This is a genomic window from Stenotrophomonas sp. 2201_Sma (genome assembly GCF_056486685.1).
The window spans coordinates 2,928,896-2,951,377 of record NZ_CM151329.1; the positions used below are offsets into that span (position 1 = coordinate 2,928,896).

19 protein-coding genes are annotated in these 22,482 nt (G+C 65.7%); 4 read left to right on the forward strand and 15 right to left on the reverse strand.

The genetic code is table 11. The features are described 5' to 3' along the window. Nucleotides 1-15: 15 nt before the first annotated feature. The 15 genes from trbE to ACZLIF_RS13670 form a co-directional block, all read right to left on the reverse strand. Complete coding sequence (gene trbE, locus ACZLIF_RS13600) at nucleotides 16-2,478, reverse strand: conjugal transfer protein TrbE (protein ID WP_014646146.1); 2,463 nt, start codon at nucleotides 2,476-2,478, stop codon at nucleotides 16-18. A gap of 12 nt (nucleotides 2,479-2,490) precedes the next feature. After that, nucleotides 2,491-2,775 (reverse strand): VirB3 family type IV secretion system protein, encoded by a 285-nt coding sequence (locus ACZLIF_RS13605; RefSeq protein WP_014646145.1) that lies wholly within the window; start codon nucleotides 2,773-2,775, stop codon nucleotides 2,491-2,493. Beyond that, nucleotides 2,772-3,155 carry a TrbC/VirB2 family type IV secretion system protein gene (locus ACZLIF_RS13610; protein ID WP_014646144.1) on the reverse strand — a complete coding sequence of 128 codons (384 nt, stop codon included), beginning with the start codon at nucleotides 3,153-3,155 and terminating at the stop codon, nucleotides 2,772-2,774. The genes ACZLIF_RS13605 and ACZLIF_RS13610 overlap by 4 nt, the downstream gene beginning before the upstream one ends. Beyond that, nucleotides 3,152-4,150 (reverse strand): P-type conjugative transfer ATPase TrbB, encoded by a 999-nt coding sequence (trbB, locus tag ACZLIF_RS13615; protein WP_425478574.1) that lies wholly within the window; start codon nucleotides 4,148-4,150, stop codon nucleotides 3,152-3,154. Before trbB ends, ACZLIF_RS13610 begins: the two co-directional genes overlap by 4 nt. Nucleotides 4,151-4,200: 50 nt before the next feature. After that, on the reverse strand, nucleotides 4,201-4,665 hold the full coding sequence (locus ACZLIF_RS13620) for a ribbon-helix-helix protein, CopG family (RefSeq protein ID WP_014646142.1): 465 nt from the start codon (nucleotides 4,663-4,665) through the stop codon (nucleotides 4,201-4,203). Next, the gene (locus ACZLIF_RS13625) at nucleotides 4,662-6,662 is read right to left on the reverse strand and encodes a conjugal transfer protein TraG (protein WP_019184027.1); all 2,001 of its coding nucleotides are present in this window, start codon (nucleotides 6,660-6,662) and stop codon (nucleotides 4,662-4,664) included. The genes ACZLIF_RS13620 and ACZLIF_RS13625 overlap by 4 nt, the downstream gene beginning before the upstream one ends. Nucleotides 6,663-6,897: 235 nt before the next feature. Continuing rightward, on the reverse strand, nucleotides 6,898-7,164 hold the full coding sequence (locus ACZLIF_RS13630; RefSeq protein WP_014646140.1) for an EexN family lipoprotein: 267 nt from the start codon (nucleotides 7,162-7,164) through the stop codon (nucleotides 6,898-6,900). Continuing rightward, entirely contained in the window at nucleotides 7,161-8,105 is a 945-nt protein-coding gene (locus ACZLIF_RS13635; RefSeq protein WP_014646139.1) for a LysR family transcriptional regulator, read from the reverse strand. The genes ACZLIF_RS13630 and ACZLIF_RS13635 overlap by 4 nt, the downstream gene beginning before the upstream one ends. A 9-nt stretch (nucleotides 8,106-8,114) precedes the next feature. After that, nucleotides 8,115-8,450: a putative quinol monooxygenase gene (locus tag ACZLIF_RS13640; RefSeq protein ID WP_034010246.1), complete on the reverse strand. Its 336-nt coding sequence runs from the start codon at nucleotides 8,448-8,450 to the stop codon at nucleotides 8,115-8,117. A 67-nt stretch (nucleotides 8,451-8,517) separates the two neighbouring features. Next, nucleotides 8,518-9,021 (reverse strand): Slp family lipoprotein, encoded by a 504-nt coding sequence (locus ACZLIF_RS13645; RefSeq protein WP_019184026.1) that lies wholly within the window; start codon nucleotides 9,019-9,021, stop codon nucleotides 8,518-8,520. 165 nt (nucleotides 9,022-9,186) lie between these two features. After that, nucleotides 9,187-9,882, reverse strand: coding sequence for a hypothetical protein (locus ACZLIF_RS13650; protein WP_099589019.1), 696 nt, complete (start codon nucleotides 9,880-9,882; stop codon nucleotides 9,187-9,189). Between the two features lie 180 nt (nucleotides 9,883-10,062). Next, on the reverse strand, nucleotides 10,063-10,869 hold the full coding sequence (locus tag ACZLIF_RS13655; protein ID WP_019184024.1) for a MipA/OmpV family protein: 807 nt from the start codon (nucleotides 10,867-10,869) through the stop codon (nucleotides 10,063-10,065). Nucleotides 10,870-10,970: 101 nt separating this feature from the next. Next, nucleotides 10,971-11,258: an EF-hand domain-containing protein gene (locus ACZLIF_RS13660; RefSeq protein WP_034010244.1), complete on the reverse strand. Its 288-nt coding sequence runs from the start codon at nucleotides 11,256-11,258 to the stop codon at nucleotides 10,971-10,973. Between the two features lie 149 nt (nucleotides 11,259-11,407). Next, entirely contained in the window at nucleotides 11,408-12,715 is a 1,308-nt protein-coding gene (locus ACZLIF_RS13665; protein WP_019184023.1) for an ATP-binding protein, read from the reverse strand. Beyond that, nucleotides 12,712-13,431 (reverse strand): response regulator, encoded by a 720-nt coding sequence (locus ACZLIF_RS13670; protein ID WP_014646135.1) that lies wholly within the window; start codon nucleotides 13,429-13,431, stop codon nucleotides 12,712-12,714. Before ACZLIF_RS13670 ends, ACZLIF_RS13665 begins: the two co-directional genes overlap by 4 nt. A gap of 437 nt (nucleotides 13,432-13,868) precedes the next feature. Here ACZLIF_RS13670 and ACZLIF_RS13675 point away from each other — a divergent pair, with 437 nt between their 5' ends. Genes ACZLIF_RS13675 through ACZLIF_RS13690 form a run of 4 tightly spaced genes read left to right on the forward strand, consistent with a single transcriptional unit; the run spans nucleotide 13,869 to nucleotide 22,423 of the window. Continuing rightward, nucleotides 13,869-14,879, forward strand: coding sequence for an efflux RND transporter periplasmic adaptor subunit (locus ACZLIF_RS13675; RefSeq protein WP_014646134.1), 1,011 nt, complete (start codon nucleotides 13,869-13,871; stop codon nucleotides 14,877-14,879). 9 nt (nucleotides 14,880-14,888) lie between these two features. Continuing rightward, complete coding sequence (locus ACZLIF_RS13680; RefSeq protein WP_014646133.1) at nucleotides 14,889-17,930, forward strand: efflux RND transporter permease subunit; 3,042 nt, start codon at nucleotides 14,889-14,891, stop codon at nucleotides 17,928-17,930. A gap of 3 nt (nucleotides 17,931-17,933) precedes the next feature. Beyond that, a complete protein-coding gene (locus ACZLIF_RS13685) occupies nucleotides 17,934-21,002 on the forward strand; it encodes an efflux RND transporter permease subunit (RefSeq protein WP_019184021.1) in 3,069 nt (1,022 codons plus the stop codon). Further along, nucleotides 20,999-22,423, forward strand: coding sequence for an efflux transporter outer membrane subunit (locus ACZLIF_RS13690; protein WP_034010241.1), 1,425 nt, complete (start codon nucleotides 20,999-21,001; stop codon nucleotides 22,421-22,423). The genes ACZLIF_RS13685 and ACZLIF_RS13690 overlap by 4 nt, the downstream gene beginning before the upstream one ends. Nucleotides 22,424-22,482: the final 59 nt, after the last annotated feature.

A 22,482-nucleotide genomic window follows, 5' to 3' on the forward strand; every position in this document is an offset into this window, starting at 1 on the left:
CGATAAGACGCTTCTTCATGGCAGGTTCTCCTGTGGTGGTGGGGAAAGGACGGAAGGGGCCAATGGCGCGGCGCCGGGGAACTCGGCCAGCAGGTCGGCGGCCCAATCGAGGCCGCGATGGCGCAGCCACGCGCCGGCAAAACCGGGCACGCCGGCTTGCGCCAGCACGCGGTCGATGTCGCGCTGGTCCTGCGGGGTCGAAGCGCCCGCGAACGCGAGCGCGGCCGGCCCCAGGTCGAGGTCGAACAGGCGATTGCCCAGGCGCGACTGGTAGTAGTAGTCGCGCTTGGGCTCGGCGGTGGCAACGATCTCGATCTGCCGGCTGTTGAGGCCAAAGCCCTCGTAGATCGTCCGTATCTGCGGCTCGGTGGCCTGCGGGTTCGGCAGGAAGATTCGGCTGGCGCAGCTTTCGATGATCGCCGGCGCGATGGTCGAGTCCTTGATGTCGGCCAGCGACTGGGTGGCGAAGATGACGCTGACGTTCTTCTTGCGCAGCGTCTTGAGCCACTGGCGGATGCGCGCCGCGAAGGCCGGTTCATCGAGGAACAGCCAGGCTTCATCGAGGATCAGCAGCGTGGGCGCGCCGTCGAACCGTTCATCGAAGCGGGCGAACAGATAGCGCAGCACCGCTTGCACGGCGGCCGGGCTGTGCATCAGCTCCTCCATCTCGAAGCCCTGCACGTCGGCGCTGCCCAGCCGGTCGAGGTCGGCGTCCAGCAGCTTGCCGTGGGCGCCGCCGAGCACGTAGGGCGAGAGTGCCTGACGCAGCGCGTTGGATTGCAGCAGCACGGAGAGCCCCGTCATCGTGCGCTGCTCCGGCGGCGCACCGGCGAGGCTCCCCAGCGCCGACCAGATGGCGGCCTTCTCGTCCGGGCCGACGGTGACGCCTTCGTGCAGCAGGCGGCCTTCCACCCACTCGGCCGCCCAGGTGCGATAGCCCTCGCTGTCGATACGGGCCAAGGGCTGGAACGCGATGCCGCCATCGGCACCGAGGTCGTAGTGCTCGCCGCCCAGGCCCAACACCGTCGCCCGCATGGACCGCCCCATGTCGAAGGCAAAGATGCGCGAGCTGAAGTAGCGCCGGAACTGCATCGCCAGGACGGCAAGCAGGACCGACTTGCCCATGCCGGTCGGGCCAGCGACCAGCGTATGCCCCACGTCGCCGATGTGCGTCACCAGCCGGAACGGCGTCGCGCCATCGGTGCGCGTCACGATCAGCGGCGGGCCGTCGAGATGGTCGTTCTTCTCCGGCCCGGCCCATACCGCCGACAGCGGCATCATGTGTGCAAGATTCAGCGTCGAGACGATGGGCTGGCGCACGTTGGCGTAGGCGTGGCCGGGGATGGACGACAGCCAGGCGTCCACGGCATTGAGGGTTTCGGGGATGGTGACGAAGCCTCGGCCCTGGATGGCGCGCTCCACCATCCGCTGCTTCTCGTCGGCCACGGCCGGATCGGCGTCGAGCACCGTCACCGTGGCGGTGAGATAGCCGAAGGCGACCTGATCGCTGCCCAGTTCCTGCAAGGCGGCATCGGCATCGGCCGCCTTGTTGCTGGCGTCGGTATCCACCAGCGGCGATTCCTGCTGGAAGATGGTTTCGCGCAGCAGCGCGATGACGTTCTTGCGCTTGGCGAACCACTGGCGGCGCAGCCGGCCGAGTTCCTTTTCCGCTTCGGCCTTGTCCATGCACAGGAAGCGCGTGCTCCAGCGGTAGGCGAACCCCAGGTGATTGAGGTCGTCCAGCAGTCCCGGCCAGGTCGAGGTCGGAAAGCCCCGCACCGTCACCACGCGCAGGTGCTGGTCGCCCAGCGTGGGCGCCAGGCCGCCGGCCAGCATGGAGTCGGCCAGCAGCGCGTCGAGATAGAACGGCACCTCGGGCACCGCGACCCGATAGCGCCGGGTGGATACCGTGCCATGCAGGTAGGTCAGCGTCTGACTGTCATCGAGCCAGGCGACTTCCGGCATCACGCCATCGAGCAGATCGAACACGCGATCGGTTTCCGCTACGAAGGCGTCGAGCCGGCCGCGCCAGTCCACGCCATCGCCGGGCGTGTTCTCATAGAGCAGCCTGGCGGCACGGGCGCGCGATTCCTCCGGTGGCAGGAACGCGAGCGTCAGGTGATAGGCGCTCTCGAAATGGTGGGTCGATTCCTCGAACGCCGCGCGGCGTTCCTCATCGACCAGCCACGACAGCGGTTCGGGGAAGTCGGAATGCGGGTAGTCCGCCGCCGGCTGGCGTTCTGCCTCCACGAACAGCGCCCAGCCCGAACCCAGCCGGCGCAGCGCGTTGTTCAGCCGTGCGGTGGTGGCGATCAGCTCGCCCTGCGTGGCGCTATCGAGGTCGGGGCCGCGGAAACGGGCCGTGCGCTGAAAGCTGCCGTCCTTGTTCAAGACGACACCCGGCGCGACCAGCCCGGCCCAGGGCAGCCAGTCGGCCAGCAGCGCGGGTCGCTGGCGGTATTCGGCAAGGTTCAGCATGGCGGCATCCCCTCACACGTCCAGCAGCGGGCGGTGCTTGATGTGCCGGGCGAAGACCTGCATGAACTGCGGATCGACGCGCGCGCCCCACACGGCCAGCGAGTGGCCGACGATCCAGAGCACGACGCCGGGAATCCACAGTTGCAGGCCCAGCCCGACGGCAGCGGCCAGCGTGCCGTTGGCGATCGCCACGGTGCGCGGTGCGCCGCCCAGCAGGATCGGCTCGGTCAGCGAGCGATGCAGCGGCACCTCGAAGCCGAGCGCGAAGCCCGGCGTGCCTTCATCGGCGGCACTCATACGACGGCCCCGCCGGAGAACGAAAAGAAGGACAGGAAGAACGAGGATGCGGCGAACGCGATGGACAGGCCGAACACGATCTGGATCAGCTTGCGGAAGCCGCCCGACGTGTCGCCGAAGGCCAGCGCGAGGCCGGTCGCGATGATGATGATGACGGCCACGATGCGCGCGACCGGCCCCTGGATCGACTCCAGGATGGATTGCAGCGGCCCTTCCCAGGGCATCGAGGAACCGGCAGCCTGCGCGGTGCCGGCCGTCATCAGCATGATGGCGGCCAGCAGCAGGCCGCGATGGGCCGGCCGGGCCAGGCGCCGGAGGCGTGCAAGGATGGGAACCGGATTTACGGAAAGGCGGAAAGCAGGAACGTGCATCTGCGTCATGGCAGTTCTCCAAGTGGGTCGAGGGACGGGGAAGGCGCAGCGGCGGCGGCTGCGAGGGAAACCGGCGGCAGCTCGGGAAACGGCGTTTCCAGCGCGTCCGCCAGTTGGTAGCCGGCGGCGTCGAAGCCGACGACGCGGGCGATGCTTTCGACGTGGCGCTTGCGGCCACGCCCGGCGATGTGGATCACGACGTTGACCGCCTCGGCGATCAGCGCACGCGGCGGGTTCACCGCCACTTCGAGAATCAGTTGTTCCAGGCGCAGCAGCGCGCCCAGCGCGGAACCGGCGTGGATGGTGGCGATACCGCCGGGGTGGCCGGTGCCCCACACCTTCACCAAGTCCAGGGCTTCGCCGCCGCGCACCTCGCCGACGATTACGCGGTCGGGGCGCAGGCGCATCGTGGCGCGCACCAATTCCTGCATCGACACGACGCCGGCGCGGGTGCGCAGCGGCACGTGGTCGCGGGCCGCGCATTGCAGTTCGATGGTGTCTTCGAGCACCAGCACGCGGTCGCCGGTGGCGGCGATCTCGGCCAACAAGGCATTGGCGAGCGTGGTCTTGCCCGTACTGGTGCCGCCCGCGATCAGCACGTTCTGCCGTTCGCGTACCGCCCGCCGTAGGAACTCGGCCTGTGGCGCGGACAGGATGCCGTCGACCACGTAGCGATCCAGGCCGATGATGCTCACGGCCCGCTTGCGCAGCGCGAAGGCCGGGCCGGGCGCGGCCGGCGGCAGAATGCCCTCGAAGCGTTCGCCGGTTTCCGGCAACTCGGCGGTCAGCAGCGGCTGGCCGCGATGCACTTCCGCACCGACATGCGCGGCCACCAGGCGGATGATGCGTTCGCCATCGGCCTCGGACAGTTCGACGCCCAGCGGGGCGCGGCCCGACGACAGCCGATCCACCCATAGGGTGCGGTCGGGGTTGAGCATGATTTCCACCACGTCGGGGTCTTCCAGCGCGGTGGCGATCAGCGGCCCCATTGCCGTGCGCAGCATCTGGATGCGGCGATCCAGAGCAGCGGCGGTGGATGACTTCGGTGCGGCGCTCATGACGCACGCTCCCGCGCCTCGGCCAGCGCCGCCGCATCCTCCATCCGCACCGGGTCAGGGTGCAGTTCTTCCACCACGTCGCGCACCAAGCTGCGGCCGCGCAGCAGGTGGCGGCCAAGCTGTTCCACGAACTGCTCGAAGCGCGCCTTGCCCTGCGCGCGGGCCGCGTCCTGATGGGCTTCGGGAATCGGCGTGCTGACGGTCAGGAAGTAGCGGATGAACAGCGCCAGCGTTTCGATTTCGATGTTCTGGTCGCGCTCCAGGCGTTCGGCCTGGCGCGACAGGCGATCCAGCCGCCTGGCGATGGCCGCCTCGCGCTGGTCGCCGGCATCCGGCGATAGCCAGGACGCCAGGGCGGCGGCAACGATGCTGGATTTCGAGACGCCTTTCTTGGCGGCCAGTTCTTCGAGGCGCTTGGCATGTTCGGGCTGGATGAACAGGTTGAGGCGGTACTGGCTCATAGTTCGATTCCGTCGTTGGGATTCAGCGATGCCAGCCGGGCCGTGCGCTGCATGGCCGGGTCGAGCTGGCCGGGAAGCGGCAGCGGCAGGTCGTCGTCGTCATCGAGCAGCGCCAGGTCGTTGCCTGCGTGCTGCGGCTCGGGGCTGTATTCGGCGACTTCGGATAGCTCGGGCTGGCGACGTGGGCCGCCGTCGTCGGCGGTGCCCAGGCCATCGGCGGATGTCGTTGCAGGGGCGTCGGGCACGGCAGGAATCGCCAGGCCGCTCCAGTCATCCGGCCGCGAGGGCGGCGCATCGGCGTACTGCCCGGCTGCGAGCGCCGGCGGCGGCAGCACGCGCCGCTTGAAATTGGCGTCGGCGTAGTAGCGCAGCTTGTTCGCCTTGATGGGCGCCACGCTGGACACCATCACCACGGCCTCGTCGGGCGGAAGCTGCATCACTTCGCCCGGCGTCAGCAGCGGGCGAGCCGTCTCCTGGCGCGACACCATCAGGTGGCCCAGCCACGGCGCGAGCCGGTGGCCGGCGTAGTTGCGCTGCGCACGCAGTTCGGTGGCGGTGCCCAGCGTCTCGGAGATCCGCTTGGCGGTGCGCTCGTCGTTGGTCGCAAACGTCACGCGCACATGGCAGTTGTCGAGGATGGAATGGTTCTGGCCGTAGGCTTTGTCGATCTGGTTGAGCGACTGCGCGATGAGGAAGCTGCGGATGCCGTAGCCCGCCATGAAGGCCAGCGCCGTCTCGAAGAAATCGAGCCTGCCAAGCGCCGGGAACTCGTCGAGCATCAGCAGCAGCTTGTGGCGGCGCGCGATGCCGTCGCTGCCGTCGAGCGATTCCGTTAGGCGCCGGCCGATCTGGTTGAGGATCAGGCGAATGAGCGGTTTCGTCCGCGAAATGTCCGAAGGCGGGACCACCAGATACAGCGAGACGGGATGCTCGGATGCGATCAGGTCGGCGATGCGCCAATCGCAGCGCGAGGTGACTTCGGCCACCGTGGGGTCGCGGTAGAGGCCAAGAAACGACATGGCGGTGCTCAACACGCCCGAACGCTCGTTATCCGACTTGTTGAGCACTTCGCGCGCAGCGGACGCGACAACCGGGTGCGGTGCATCGCCCAGGTGCTTCGTCGTCATCATCCGGTGCAAGGTCAGCTCGAACGGGCTGGCCGGGTCGGACAGGAAGTTGGCGACGCCTCGCAGCGTCTTGTCCTCGCCCGCGTACAACACATGCAGGATGGCCCCGACCAGCAGCGCGTGCGAAGTCTTCTCCCAGTGGTTGCGCTTCTCCAGCGCGCCTTCGGGATCGACCAGGATGTCGGCAATGTTCTGCACGTCGCGCACCTCATGCGCGCCGCGCCGGACTTCCAGCAGCGGGTTGTAGGCCGCCGACTTCGCATCCGTGGGGTTGAACAGCAGGCAGTGCGAGAAGCGCGAGCGCCAGCCTGCGGTGATCTGCCAGTTCTCGCCCTTGATGTCATGGATGACGGCCGAAGCCGGCCAGGACAACAATGTCGGGACGACCAAGCCCACGCCTTTGCCCGAGCGCGTGGGCGCGAAGGTCAGGACGTGTTCCGGGCCTTCATGTCGCAGATACTCGTTGCGATACTTGCCGAGGAAGACGCCGGCCGGCTGCGTCAGCCCGGCTTTGCGAATGTCGTCGGCTTCGGCCCAGCGCGCCGAACCATAGGTCGTGACCAGCTTGGCCTGCCGCGAGCGCCACACCGACATGGCGATGGCCACCACCACGGCCAGCAGGCCGCTGCCGCCCGCGAAGGCCCCGCCGATGTCGAAGACCTGCGGCGCGTAGGCATCGAAGAAGAACCACCACTCGAACAGCCGCCAGGGGTGATAGACCGGCGTTCCGAAGAAATCGAACCAGGGCGAGCCAAGGCGTAGTTGATAGCCCAGGGCGGCGGCTGTCCATTGTGTGGCACCCCACACACCGGCGATCACGATGCCGAAGACGGCGGCGATCTGCCCGAACAACACGCCCTGACCTTGCATGACTGGCCTCCGATTTCCTCTGCGCTGATTCCTCGTTCACGCGCAGCACAAGGACGTGCCGCATGAAGTGAGGATCAGTGCCGGGTCGGTGCCGGTCAAAGACCGTTATCGGGAGAAAGGTCGAGTAATCGGAAAGAATTGGGGCTGCATCGCGCCAAAGAAAAACGCCGCAAGCGAAGGCGCGCTGCGGCGTGTCGAGCAGAAAAGCAGAGGTTTCGTGGTGGAGCACCCACGGTCAGAACTTCGGCGGACTCTCCGGCGGCGTGTAGGGCGTATTGCCGTCGCCATAGAACCGCTTGCGCGTGGCTTCGGCGACTCGATTGCAAAGCACGTCGCCCAGCTTGGGGCGATCCGTCTTGCATTGCTGGCGCAGTTCTTTCAGCCGCACGGGATCGGATGCCAGTTCTTCAACGCTGGGCGCGTCCGTCTTCTCTGGCGTGTCAGTGGGGCCGCAGGCCGTCAGCACCGCAGCAGCCAGCAGGAACGGAATGGTCTTCTTCATGGTTCGGATTCCTCCGGGACATCGGGTTCATCGCCTGGCGTCGGCCTGGCGGCCTCGGGCGAGTCGATGGCCTGCACGCGCTCGATGAAGCGAGCCAGCGTCTCCGATGGTTCGGCATCCAGGCGCAGCAGATAGGTGGTGAGCACGGGCGAACATCCCGCCAGCGCCCGTGCGACCACGCCTTGTTCGCGGCTGGCCGTGATGTGCGCTGCGCCCGTCAGCCCTAGGGCGAACCCGGCCGATACCAAGGCCATCATCAGGTCGCAGGACGCCACCCGCTCGGCCACCAGCGGTTCCATGTCCACGCGGCGCAGCAGGCGATCCACTTGTCGCGCGTGGCCTTCGCACGCCACCGGGTCGCAGAGCACCAGTGGGAAGCGCAGCACTTCTTCCAACGGAATCCGCTTGTACCTGAGCAGGTCATGCCGGGCCGGCACGGCCACCATCAGCGGATCGTTCCAGACAGGCATCGCTACGATGCCGTCACCTGCTTCGTCGGCGCGAGCGAACCCCACGTCGTACAGGTCGTCGTGCAGGCCCTTGATCTGCTGCGACAGCGGCACCTCGGTCAGGCGGATTTCGACTTCGGGTTCTTCCTGCCTGCACAGCGCCAGCAAGGCCGGCAGACGCGACGGCGTAATGCCGTCGGACAGGGCGATGCGCAACTGGCCGTGGAAGCCATTGGCCGCGGCCTTCGCACTGTCGCGCGCCTGCTGCAAAGCAGTGAACACGCGCGGCACGTGATCCAGGAACAGTTTGCCCGCACGGGTCAGTCGCGTGCTGCGCGTGGTGCGGGCGAACAGCGCCACGCCCAGTTCTTCCTCCAGCTCCTTGATGGCGCGTGACAATGGCGACTGCTCGATGTGCAGGCGCTCAGCTGCACGGGCGAAGTGCAATTCTTCGGCGACAGCCAGGAAGCAACGAAGATGGCGAAGCTCCATAACGTTCGCTCATTCCAACCAGGTAATTGGCTGAAAATCCACGGATTCACAGCATGCTCGCACGCGCGCCACTCCATCCAAGAAGTACGGCGTATGCTCGTGTCGGAACAGTGCCTCGGCATCGACCCAACGCTCCAGCAGGAAAAATCGGTTTTCCGATAGGCTTCCTCGGGCAATGCGATAGTCCAGACATCCTGGATCTTGAATGGCGGCCTCGCGTAATGCCTGCAGCACGTCACGCATTTCCTCTATGCGATCACTCGATGCCTTCAATGCGATGATCAATTCAACAACCGGCATGTCATCCTCATTGGAATTCAGCGGCATCGTCTCGTAGGCATACATGCTTGCCACCTTCGACAGTTGATGGAATCAAAGGCCATTTTGATGTCTTGGCGCTTTCCCTTACCGTCTACCACCACCAACCGCGGTAACCCCAGACAGGACCGTAGTAGGGATATGGATAGACCACGCGCGCTTCCTTCGTTTCGGGCCACAGATAAATCACGCTGGCATTGACTCTGGGCAATGTGTAGTCGTACTCGCCGATCTTGGTCGTGGTAGTACCTTCGATCGTGCCCACGACGGTGACCTCGCGTCCCGGGGCGAACACGACTGGATCGTAGAAGTCCGCGTGACAGGCGACGAAGCGTCCGCCTGCCGCATCCGGTGTGCTGCGGTTCGGGCGAGCATGGCTGTCGAGAGGTCGAGAGATCAGTTGCACGCAGGTCGAGTCCGGTCCTGGCTTGGTTTCGACGATGCTGCCACCCCAGCGCACTTGCGCAACGGCCTGCGCGCCGGCCGCCACATCGTGCGGGCTAACTTGGGTGAATGTGCCTTGCAGCGGCTTGGGCGCGGTGGCACAGGCGGTAAGGGCGATGCAGGCAGCAAGGGAAAGCAGGATACGAATTTCCATGAAGCTCTCCGATGGAGCAAAGGACGAGAATTGCAGGGACGGCCGTGATGGGGCCAATAGGACCCGAAACTCGCGCAATTTCTTCCCAAGGGCGGTAAGGTGGGCGCCGCTACGGAGACGGCCAGAGGGAGGAGAATCCGCCCCGCAGCGGCACCCAGACAAGCATCAGCGGCAGGACACCACCTCACCCGAGGCGTTGGTGCAGCTGCCGGTGTGGGTGAGCGTGCCGTTGCTGACTTCGGTCGAACCGGAGTAGCTGTTGCCATTGCGACCAGTCATCTCAGTGCTGCGGCTGCCGGAATAGCTTCCATCGTCGGTCTTGGCGAAGTTGCTGCTGCGACTAGCACTGCCCCCATTGGCACCTTCGACCGAGGCGTTGTAGTTGTAGCCGGCATTGCCTGCGCCATCCCGGTAACCGTTGGCCGTGCGGCTCGCACGCCCGCCATTCGCCCCTTGGACGGAGGCGGTCGCGCTCCTCCCGGCGCTGCCATCGGCATTGCGATAGGCATTGGCCTGATAATGGGCGCTCCCGCCATAGATGGTGCCGGCGCTGCCGGAGCGACTGGCGCTGCGATTGCCGTTTCCGTCGGCGCTGAAGTTACGGGTACGAGCATAGACGGCCGAGGGGTGTGTTGGCGTCGAGACGATGACCGGCGCGGGTTTCCTCACAACGACGGCTGTGGCGGGCGGTGCTGGCACCGCGACTACGACTGGCGCCGGTTTCCGTACTACGACGGTCGCTGCCGGCGGCGCGGGCGGCGGGACTACGACAACCGCAGCGTGCGCGCTGCTGATGTCCGCGAAGGGGATGGCGACGGCGGCCAGGACGGCCAGTTTCGAAATGATTTTCAGTAAATACATGGTGGGACTCCTGTGCTATGGGATAGGGGAAATGGCGGCGCGGGGACGCCGCGCTTGAAGGTGCCGGCGGTGGGAATCGCACGCTCTGCCAAGGATGCTCACCGACCATGCGTCAACATCCGCATACACTTCCCACGCGCCGGCGTAAGTAGGAGTGGCCGGTCTTGCTCCGATCTACCGTCAGAATCGACGTGCCAGGAATGCAGACATGCTGCGCTGGGTCTCGTCCTCGACCAGCGGACTGGCGCGCGCTTCGGACTGCAGCCTCGCGATCCGCAGGCCCGCGCCGAGGATCCATTTGGGAGATACCGCGTAACTGATCCCCGCCTGCATCGCGATTTCCTGAAGGCCACCGGAAGGCTCGTATTGCGCGAGTTCGGTACTGCCAAGCGGGACACCGAAGTAGGTCCGCATGTTTTCGTCATCTGCCCAGGTCGCCGACGGTCCGAAGGTGATACGCAGCCTGGGATTCAGGGTAATAACGCGCTCCAGACGGAGCGTCGCGATCATTCCTTGTTCGCTGTCGCCCAGCGCCTTGGCTCCGGTCAGCGTGGCCGATACCTGCTCATAGTTCCATTGCGCGAACACCAATGCGGCGCTGCCTCGCTCGATGTCTTCCACACCCGCTTCTCGCTGGCGATTGTCGGCTTCGCGAGGCTCGTTGGCTTGGGTGGAAAATCCTGCGCCGAAACGCCAGCCGCCATCGGTTTTCCATGCTGCGCCGGCTTGAAGTGGCGATCCGCCAAACGGGTTTCCCACGTAGAACGCACTTCCCGAGAAGCGCAGGCTCAGGACAGGAAGAGGAATGGTTCGCTGGTCATCGCTTCCCGGCGCATCCGGGATTGACGCCGCGCCCAGGCCGATCAGACCATGCATCTTGTGATCGTCGTCCGACGACCATGCATCTTGCGCACGCGCGTTGATCGGCTTGGCTGAAAGGAAGAGAGATGCGAGCGCAAGCACCGCACCCGTGAACTGCTTTGGCATCGGGCGATTCCTCGCGAAGGAAGAGAGCCCCGTTCACCGGCCCGGGAGAGACCGGGAGATGGGTGTGCCGGTGAACGGGGAGGAAACTGGCTATGCGAGGCTTAGTTGCCCCTGCCGGCCGCGGCCGCTTGCTGGGCGAATGCGCGGAGCTGATCCAGGGTCACGTAACCGTTTCCGGCGGCGTCGATCTTGGAGAAGTTCTTGGCGATCCGAGGCATGCCCCTCTCGGCCTCGGCTTGGGTCAGCTTGCCGTCCTGATCGGTGTCGGCCTGCTTGAACCGCGCTTCCAGCTGCTCGGCGGCCTTGGCACGATCAGCGCCGCCGAACTGCGGCGCGGCCAGGGCCAATCCAGGCAGCACCAGCAAGGAAGTCAGAATGAGGGATCGCATTTGGCAGTACTCCTATTGGGTTGATGGAATCAGGCGGAGTAGATCCGGCCTGATGAATCCATGCTAGGAAGTGCTGCTGCGAGAGGTGTTGCGCTCGGTAAGGCAGATGTTTCATTTCCTTACAGAGGTTTGGCGCGTACAGATGACCTTCAGTTCGGCGATGCCTGAACGGGCAGCACGATGGTCGCATGCAGGCCGCCTTCAGGCGGACTTTCCAGGCGCAGATCCCCGCCATGAATCCTTGCCAGGCGGTCCACGATCGCCAGACCCAGACCCGTGCCTCCGTTGTTCGAGCGTGCATCGTCGGCACGCGTGAATGGCCGCGTCAGGTACTCCACCTGGTCCGGCGGAATGCCGGGGCCAGCGTCACGAACACGGATGCTCACACATCCATCGCCGACCTGCGTGTCTACGGCCAGCCCTGTCTTGCCGTAGCGCACGGCATTTTCCATCAGGTTGGCGATGGCACGTTGCAATGCCAGCGGCCGCAAGCACATCGTAGGAAGGGCAGGGTCCAGATTCAGAGCGAAAGTGTCCCCACGCTCGCCGAATTCCGCGGCAAGCTGCTGTACGAGGATGTTGACGTCGAGTATGGACGGTGCCTCGTCACCCTCGGTTCGGCCGAAGTCCAGGAACTGGCCGAGGATTGCATCGATCTGCTGGATGTAGCCGCTGGCGGTGTGCTCGTCCAGCTGGTCCATGGCCAGCAACAGGCGCAGCTTGGTCAACGGCGTTCGGATGTCGTGCGAGATGCCGGCCAACATCAGCGTACGCATGCCTTCGTTGCGTTCCAGGTTCTCGGCCATGCGATTGAACTGCCTCGTGACCGCTGCCAGTTCGCTGGGTCCGTCTTCGGGCAGTCTACCGGGCGCCCGGCCGCTACCCAGGGCATGGGTTGCGCGTTGCAGCTGCCGTAGCGGGCGATTGATTCTTCGCTGGATGAGCCAGGCAGCCAGCAACATCAGGCCGACGATCAGCCCCGAAGTGGCCACGGCGACGGTCATGGCCCGGTCGCGCAGCTGCACATGAAGCGGTAACGATAGCCAGTAGGCCTGATCACCCACCTGCATCCGTACATGGGCAGCGCCCAGGTGCGTGATCGCCGGCCGGCTGCCTGGCGGCAGTTGTCTCTCCAGGCGCCGGGCAAAATCGGTCAGCCAAATGCCGCCGCTCTCCTCCCCGTGAGAAGCATTCCCCTCAATGGCGGGGCTGATCTTCATGGCGCCTTCGGCGTTGATCCGCCGGATCACGTCGTCGCGCTCGCCAGGAGGCAGTGCCGCGAGGATGACGCGTTGGGTGTTGATCTGCGAGGCGACAAGCGTCGCCAGCCCTTCGCTGCGGGGCTTCTGCAGGAGTTGGTAGAAGGTCGCGAACACCGAGAACTCCAGCGCCAGCGCCAGAACCATCAGCAGCAGAAAATTACGCGCCAGTAGCGACCTGGGCCAGGGCAGTTTCATTCGGAGGCCTGGGCAACGAACATGTAGCCTACGCCCCATACCGTGCGGATGTAGCGTGGTGATGACGGGTCGTCCTCGATCTTGCGTCGTAGACGCAGGACCTGCACATCCAGGCTGCGATCGAGCGAGTCGTACTCGCGCCCCTTCAGCTTCTCCAGCAGATGCTCGCGGCTCAAGGGGCGCCCGGCATTGGTCGCCATAATGCGCAAGAGCTGAAATTCCGAACTGGAGAGCGCCAGTACCTCACCATGGCGTGTCACCTCCATCCGAGTCAGATTGAGAATGAAGGGCCCGAAGTGGATGACGTTGCCACCGGCCCAGCGGCCATCGCAGTTCACCATGGACTGCCGGCGCAGGATCGAATGCAGCCGTGCAATCAGCTCGCGCGGGTCGAAAGGTTTCGCCAGATAGTCGTCAGCGCCCATTTCAAGGCCCAGGATCCTGTCCACCGCCGCCCCGCGTGCGGTCAGCATCAGGATGGGAACGGTGCTTCCCTCCGCGCGCAGGCGACGGCAAATCGACAAGCCGTCCTCGCCAGGCATCATCAGGTCCAGGATCAGTACGTCGAAGGGTTCACGCCGTAGTCGTTCGTCGAGTCGGTCGGCGGAAGCCAGAATCTGTACGTCGAAGCGATGCTCGCCCAGATAGCGGCGCAGCATGTCGCGCAATTCCAGGTCATCGTCGACGACCAGTATTCGGTGCGGTGCATCTTCCACGGAGTCTGCCATTCACGAAGGGTTAGACAAATTCTTCGCGCAAGAGGCGTTGCCTTGCAACCGCAACCGCACCGTCAGGGCATGATGAATCTCGGAAATAGCCCTTTTGTTTCAGCCACTTGTCCATGACGGTCGACCAAGGCTGTAACCGAATGTAACAACATGTGCGCAGTTTGAAGCCGATTGGGCAGGCGGCGTTCGTACCATGCCGCCCCGACGAGGAAGGTTCGTAACGGCCCCGCATCGATCCATGCCGATCGGGGCTCGGCCCTTCCTTCTCTCCCTTCCTTGCTTCCGTGTGGCCTATTCCAGTGAAAGTCCGACGTTGGCGCCCTGTGGCGCTGCTTACCCTTTTGCTCGTTGTGATCGTTCTCGTAGCCAGCTTACTAGTTAGACATCGTCAAGCAGGCCAAGGCGACGAGAATGTATCGCGGGTCGTGCGGACCACAGCGATCGCCGTACGCGACGTGCCTGTATTTCTGAACGCGGTCGGTACCGTCACGCCATCGACCACGGTCATCGTGCGTGCCCAAGTACAAGGCACGTTGGCCTCGATCAACTTCAGGGAAGGACAAGTGGTCGCCCGCGGCGATCTGCTGGCTACGATCGATGATCGTGCGTTGCGGGCGCAGTTGCAGACGGCGGAAGGCGCGCTGCTGCGAGATCGCGCACAACTCGCCAACGCGCGCCGCGACCTGGATCGCACGCGGGCGCTGGTCGACATTGGCTCCGCCTCGCGCCAGCAGCTCGACACGCAAGAGACTGCGGTCCAGCAGGCCGAGGGCATAGTCAAGGCGGACTCGGGCTCGGTGGACAACCTGCGCGTACAGCTGAGCTATACCCGGATCACCGCGCCCATCGACGGTGTGGTGGGCCTGCGGGCGGTGGATCTTGGCAATCTTGTGCAATCCGGTGATGCCAACGGCGTTGCCACGCTGACGAGCGTATCGCCGACGACGGTGAAGTTCGCGCTATCGATCGACCAGATGTCCCGTGTACTCAACGCACGGCGACAAGGTCCTGTACGGGTTGATGCGTTGGGCCGGGACGGCGGCGACGTGCTTGCCGAGGGCAGCCTGGAGGCCATCGACAACCGCGTGGACGCCGCAACAGGAACGGTGATGTTGCGCGCCCAGTTCAACGATGCCGCGCACCGATTGTTTCCCAACCAATTCGTCAGCGCGCGGGTCCATCTGCAGACACTGGAAAACGCCATGGTCGTGCCGCTTTCGGCGATCCGGTACGGCAACCAGGGTGCCTATGTCTTCATGATCAAAGACGACAAGGCGCATCTGCAGAACGTAACGATGGGGCCGACCCTGGACAGCCAAAGCGTGGTGGTCGCCGACGCGCTCAAGCCCGGCATGCAGATCGCAGTCGACGGCATCGACGCGCTGGAGGACGGTGTTGCGGTGCGCGTGGTCGCGCCGGCGCAAGCCGGGCGTTGAACCTACGCCATGAATCTCTCCAGCACCTTCATCCGCCGGCCGGTGGCCACCGCACTGCTGATGGTCGGCGTACTGCTTGCCGGTCTTATCGGCTATCGCAGCTTGCCGATCTCGGCACTGCCAGAAGTCGACTATCCCACCCTGCAGGTCTACACCGAGTATCCCGGCGCTGGACCCGACGTAACCGCGAACACCCTTACCGCACCGCTCGAGCGCCAGCTGGGACAGATCGCGGGACTGGAGCGTATGCGGTCGAGCAGTGCCAATGGTGCCTCGGTCATTACGTTGCAATTCGGCCTGTCCACCTCGCTGGAGGAAGTGGAGCAGGAAGTGCAGGCCGCGATCAACGCGGCGCGGGCACGCCTGCCCGACGACCTGCCTTATCCCCCGGTCTACAGCAAGGTCAACCCAGCCGACACGGCGGTGCTGACGCTCGCCATGACGTCCGACGTGCTGCCGCTGACGCAGGTGCAGGCGTTGGCCGAGACGCGCATCTCGCAGAAGATCTCGCAGATGTCCGGTGTCGGGCTGGTAACGGTCAGCGGCGGCCACCGTCCCGCAGTCCGCGTTACGGTCGATACACGCCAGCTCGCCAGCCACGGGCTGACGCTGGCAGACGTCGAGGCGGCCCTGACCGCCGCCAACGTCAACCTTCCCAAGGGCACCATAGACGGTCCGACGGTCGCCTACGCGATCGGCGCCAACGACCAGTTGGTCGAACCGGAAGAATATGCATCGTTGGTGCTGGCCTGGCACGATGGTGCGCCGCTGTATCTGCGCGAAGTGGCGCAGATCGCCACCGGAGCGGAAGACACGCGACAGGCGGCCTACGCGAACGACACGCCGGCGATCCTGATCAGCATCCAGCGCCAACCCGGTGCCAACGTGATCAGGACCGTCGACGGCATTCGCGCCGCGCTGCCGAGCCTGTCGGCCGCCCTGCCCAGCTCGGTCCGTCTGCAGATACTGAGCGACCGAACCGAGACGATCCGCGCATCGGTTCACGACGTGCAGGTCGAACTGCTGATTGCGATCGTGCTGGTGGTAGCGGTGATCTGGGTATTCCTGCGCAACTGGCCAGCGACGATCATCCCGGGCATCACCGTCCCATTGTCCCTGCTTGGCACGGTGGCGATCATCTATGGGCTGGGGTTCAGCCTCAACAATCTGACCCTGATGGCGTTGACCGTGGCCACTGGCTTCCTGGTCGACGATGCCATCGTGATGATCGAAAACATCAGCCGGCACATGGCGATGGGCAAGTCGCGCATGCAGGCCGCTTTGGAAGGTGCCGGACAGGTCGGCTTCACCATCGTATCGCTGTCGGCAGCCTTGATCGCGGTAATGATCCCGCTGTTGTTCATGGGCGACGTGGTTGGCCGCCTGTTCCGCGAGTTTGCAGTGACCCTCTCGGTGGCCATCGTGGTGTCGGCAGGCGTGACCCTGACGCTGGTACCGATGCTGTGCGCGCGCGTGCTCAAGCCGGAGGCCGAGCACGACGAGGCAGGGTTCTTCGTGCGCCTGGAGCGTGGCTATGCACGATTGCTGGATCGCCTGATGCAGCGCCGTGCGGCGGTCATGCTTGCCGTGGCCGGCGCGACGGTGCTGACCCTGGCGCTGTTGTGGGCGCTGCCGAAGGGCCTGTTCCCGGTGCAGGACACCAGCATGCTGCAGGGCGCGCTGCAAGTCGATGCGCACAGTGCGTTCTCGCGCATCCAAGAGCGCGAGCAGGCCGCAGCGCGGCTGGTGGCTGCCGATTCGGCCGTGGAGAACATCTCCATCAGCGCCGGCGTGAGCCAGACCAACACCGCGCTCGGGACCGTGCCAATGCTCGTGCGCCTGAAGGCGGGAAAGGACACCAGCGCCACAGTCATCAAACGCCTCGCCGACAAGGCGCAGCGCGCCGGTATGGTGCTGCACCTGCGCCCGGTCCAAGACCTGACACTCGATACCCAGTCCTCGTCCATGCCCTATGCGGCAGGCCTAGAGTCCACCGATCGTGGCCTGCTGGCCGAGTGGACGTCGAAGCTGATGGCCGCCATGCGAGCCGATCCAGCGTTCTCTGCGGTGGACAGCCAGGCAGCCCGCCGGGGCCTGCAGGCACGTTTGGACGTGGATCGGGTCGCGGCTTCGCGCCTGGGCGTGAACATGCGCAGTATCGATGACACACTGTACGCAGCGTTTGGTCAGAATCAGGTCTCGACCATCTATACCGACCTGAGCCAGTACCACGTCGTACTGGCCGCCAAGGGCGGCCTGCAGGACATACGGGACGTGCTGCAGCGCATCCACGTACCCGGCACCAATGGCACCCCTGTCTTGCTGGCCGCGCTGGCCACGATCGACGCGGGGGACGCGCCGGTATCATTCGAGCGTCAGGGGCAGTTCCCTTACGCCGATATCGGTTTCGATCTGGCCGATGGCGTCACCCTCGGCGACGCGGTGAAGCGGCTGGACTCCATTGCCAAGGACATCGGCCTGCCGGCTGCGGTCACGCTGCATCTGGAAGGCGCGGCCGGCAGCCTGGGCGGCGCCATGTCCGGCCAAGCCATTCTGATGCTGGCGGCGGTGCTGGTGGTGTATCTGGTGCTGGGCATGCTCTATGAGAGCTTCATCCACCCGTTGACGATCCTGTCCACCTTGCCCTCGGCAGTGTTGGGTGCGCTGGCGGCGCTGATGTTGAGCGGCAGCCAGTTCGACGTGATCGGAACCATCGGCGTGGTGCTGCTGGTCGGCATGGTCATGAAGAACGCGATCATGATGATCGATTTCGCGCTGGAGCTGGAGCGTGACCACAGCCTGGACGGTACCGAGGCGATCAAGCGCGCCTGCGAGCAGCGCTTCCGGCCGATCCTGATGACCACGCTGGCCGCATTGCTGGGCGCCGTTCCGCTGGCGTTCGGCAGCGGCATGGGCGCGGAGCTGCGCCACCCGCTGGGCCTGGCCATCATCGGTGGGCTGATCGTGAGCCAGTTGCTGACACTGTTCTCCACGCCGGTGATCTACCTGTTGCTGCGTCCGGCCGAGCAGGCCCTGGCCAAGCGGATCTAAGCCATGGCGATCGATCTGTCCGGTCCGTTCGTGCGTCGGCCGGTGGCCACCACTCTGATCGCCGTCGGCATCATGCTGCTGGGCCTGCTGGCCTTTCGCATGCTGCCGGTGGCTTCGCTGCCGCAGGTGGAATTCCCCACCATCGCCGTTACCGCCAACCTTCCCGGTGCCGATCCGGATACCGTCGCCAGTTCGTTGGCCACGCCACTGGAGCGCCAGTTCAGCGCCATCGCCGGGATCACCGACATGACGTCGGTCAGCTATAGCGGCTCGGTGCGCATCGTGATCCAGTTCGACCTGGCCCGCGACGTGGACGGCGCCGCACGCGACGTGCAGGCCGCCATCAACGCCGCGATGAGCCGCCTGCCCAGCGACATGGACGGCGTGCCGACCTATCGCAAGGTCAACCCCGCCGAAGCGCCAATCATGGCGCTGGCGCTGACCTCGCAGACCGATGACAGTGCCGCGCTGTACGACGCAGCATCCACGTTGCTGCAGCAGAAGCTGCTTCAGACCGAAGGCGTGGGCGATGTGCAGGTCGGTGGCGGCGCGCTGCCGGCCGTGCGTGTGGAGCTGGACGGGCAGCGGCTGAGCCAGTACGGGATCGGTCTGGACCAGATCCGGCAGTTGCTGAACGGTGCCAATGCGCGTCGCGCCAAGGGATCGGTGCAGGTCGGCGACGCCGAATACGCGCTGGCCGCCAACGACGATCTGCTGCAGGCGGCCGCCTACCGGGACCTGGTGGTGCGCGACAACGCCGGCGCGGTGGTCCGGCTGTCCGACCTGGGCTCGGTCACCGATTCGACGCAGAACGTCCGCAGCTTCGGCTTGATGAACGGGCGGCCGGGCGTGGCACTGATCATCAGCAAGCGCCCCGGCGCCAACGTGGTCGAGACCGTGGACCGGGTCCGCGCGCAGCTGCCGGAATTGCAGGCCGCCGTGCCCGCCACCATGAAGCTGGACGTGATGCTGGACCGGACCCAGACCATCCGCGCCTCGCTGCACGAGGTGGAGCTGACGCTGGTGGTGTCGATCCTGCTGGTGATCGCGGTGACAGCGGTCTTCTTCCGCGACTGGCGCGCCACCCTGGTGCCGGCGGTCGCGGTGCCGCTGTCGCTGCTGGGTACCTTCGCAGTGATGTGGGCGCTGGGCTACAGCATGAACATCCTCTCGCTGATGGCGCTGATCGTCGCGGCCGGATTCGTTGTGGACGACGCCATCGTGGTGGTGGAGAACATCATGCGCCACCAGCAGATGGGCAAGAGCCGCGTGCAGGCGGCGCTGGACGGCGCGCGCGAGGTTGGTTTCACCGTGTTCTCAATCAGCGTCTCGCTGGTGGCGGTGTTCATTCCGCTGCTGCTGATGTCTGGCCTGGTCGGACGCCTCTTCCGCGAGTTCTCGGTCACGCTTGCGGCCGCGGTGCTGGTATCGATGGTCATCTCGCTCACCGTCACCCCGATGATGAGCCGCATGCTGTTGCGTCCGGCGGACGACGCGCGGCACCCCGATGGGCAGGGCGCTTCCCCCGATGGCTTCTATGGACGCACACTGCGCTGGACGCTGCAGCGCCCGCGGCTGATGGCCTGGGCTACCGCTGCGGTCGTCGGCCTGGGACTGGTCGTGTTCGCGGTCATGCCCAAGGGCTTCTTCCCGCAGCAGGACACGGGCTTGCTGCTGGGCCAGGTCTATGGGCCGCAGAACATCTCCTTCGGGCAGATGCGCGATCGCTTCAGCGAAGTGGTACGCATGTTGCGCGGCAATCCGTCCGTCGACCAGGTGATCGGCGTCCTCGGGGCTACCGGCAGCAGCGCCTCCAACGCCGGCGCGCTCTACGTCACGCTCAAGCCGCTGCACGATCCGCGCCAGGACAGCGCGGATGTGGTCATCGACCAGTTGCGCAAGACCTTCGCCAATGAGGCCGGCGTGCAAGTGACGCTGCAGGCCGTGCAGGACATCGGCGTCGGCGGGCGGCAGTCGGCCGGGCAATATCAGTTCACCTTGTCGGCCGACAACCGCGCGGCCCTGGATGTGGCCGCTGCGCGGGTCGAACAGGCCATGCGCAAGGTTTCGTTGATCACCGACGTCAGCTCCGACCTGATGGACGGCAGCGTCGAGGCGCAGATCGAGATCGACCGGCCCGCTGCCGCGCGGCTCGGCGTATCGGCGCAGGCCATCGATCAGGCGCTCTACGATAGCTTCGGCCAGCGCCTAGTTTCCACGATCTACCGGGAAATGAACCAGTACCACGTGGTCATGGGGCTGGACCCGTCGCAGGCTGGCAACCCCGCGACGCTGGACCAGATCTACGTCACGCCTGGTCACGGCAGCGAGCTGGTGCCACTGTCGGCAATAGCGCGCTGGAGCGTGCAGAAGACCAGCCTGTCACAGTCCCACCAAGGCCAATTCCCCGCCGTCACGCTGTCCTACAACCTCAGTCCCGGCGCTTCGCTGGGACCGGCGCAACGCGCGATACGGCAGGCGGTCGATGCGCTGCACCTGGACCCAGGCATCGCCGCGGCGCCTGCAGGCAATGCCAAGGCCTTCGCCGACACGGTCAAGACGATGCCGTTGCTGATTGTCACCGCGCTGCTGGCCGTATACATCGTGCTGGGCATGCTCTACGAGAGCCTGCGTCATCCGCTGACCATCCTCTCCACCTTGCCCTCTGCCGGCATCGGTGCGCTGATCGCGCTGGCGGCGGGGGGCTTCGAGTTCAGCATCATCGCGCTGATCGGCGTGATCCTGCTGATCGGCATCGTCAAGAAGAACGCGATCTTGATGATCGATTTCGCATTGCAGGTCGAGCGCGCCGAGGGACTGTCTCCGCAGGAGGCGATCCTGCGTGCCAGTCTGGTGCGGCTCCGCCCCATCATGATGACCACGCTTGCGGCAATCCTGGGAGCAGTCCCCCTGGTCATCGGTTCCGGCTACGGCTCCGAGTTCCGGCAACCACTGGGCGTGGCGATCATCGGCGGGCTGATGCTCAGCCAGGTGCTGACGCTCTATTCGACACCGGCGATCTATGTGCTCATGGATCGATTCGGCACCCTCCACCGCAGGACCCCACCATGACACGCATTTCCCGATCTCGCAGGCGCCTGCTCGCCAGCGCGCTACTGCCTCTGGCGCTGGCGGCCTGCACCGTGGGCCACGACTATGTCCGGCCCGACCTGCCCGTCCCCGAACGGTTCGAGGAGGGCGGCATGGTGTGGACGCGTGCCGACCCGGAACCGACTGAATGGTACGGCGAGGCCTGGTGGCAGGCCTGGCACGATCCCGACCTCAATGAGCTGCAAGAGCGCGCGCAACAGGCCAACCTGTCCATTGCGGCAGCGGACGCCGCGTGGCGCCAGGCTCAGGCGGCAATCGGCGAGGTCCGTGCGGCCGGGAGGCCGCAGGTCAGCATGGGCGTTTCGCAAAGCCGCAGCGAGAACACGGCGGCTGCGCAGGGGCTGGGCGAGGGACAGGTGCGCCAGCAAGCTACTGCACAGGGTACCGTGAGCTGGGAGCTGGACCTGTGGGGAGCCGTGCGCAGGCGCGCCGAAGCCCAAAGTGCGCAGGCCGAGGCCTCGGCGCAGGATCTGCATGCGCAACGGCTGAGCATCGCCGCGACCGTGGCCAGCACCTATCTGTCGTTGCGCCAGACCGAAGTGCAGATGGCGCTACTGGAGAATCAGGTCGATGCCAACGGCCGACTGCTGGAGATGACCGAACGGGCGAATGAGCTTGGCACCGCCTCGCCCAACGACGTGGTGGAGACGCGCAACGCACTGGACAGCAGCATCATGGGACTGGAAGCGGCCTCGGCCACGCGCGCCCGGTGCCTGCATGCGCTGGCCGCGCTCACCGGGCAGGCACCGTCATCGTTCGTGCTGGCTCCCAGGCCCGAATACGGGTTCGAGGCACCGGCGCCCCCGGCGGTGATGCCGGCCGAACTGCTGCGGCGCCGCCCCGACGTGATGGCGGCCGAGGCACGGGTCAAGGCTGCCAATGCGCAGGTGGGAGCCGCGCAGGCCGCGTATTTCCCGAGCCTGGGGTTGTCGGCCAACGGTGGCTATGTCGGCGGCAGCGTCGACGATCTGCTCGATGCGCCGCTGCGAACCTGGTCGCTCGGCGCGCAACTGCTGGGCACGGTGTTCGACGGTGGTGCGCGTCGATCGCAAACGGCGCAGGCGCGCGCCGGCTACGAGGCTACCGTTGCCCAGTACCGTCAGAGCGTGCTGGGCGCACTACAGGAAACCGAGGATGCGCTGTCGGACTATGGTTATCAGCAACGCCAGGCCGCATACGCGGCGCGTGCGACCTTCGACCGCCAGGAAGTCTGGCAGCGCAAGCAACGCGAGCAGATGCTGGGCACGGCGAGCGAGCGCGACGTGCTGGTGGAGACGTTGAGCATGCTCGATGCGCAACAGACCGCGCTGAGCGCGCAAGGCGCATTGGCCCAGGATGCGGTGGCGCTTTTCAAGGCGGTTGGTGGCGGCTGGCAGGAGTAGCAAAGTAGTCGAGGGATTTTCCAGCAACGCCCGCCGATCGGCATCTTCGGCGACCTGGA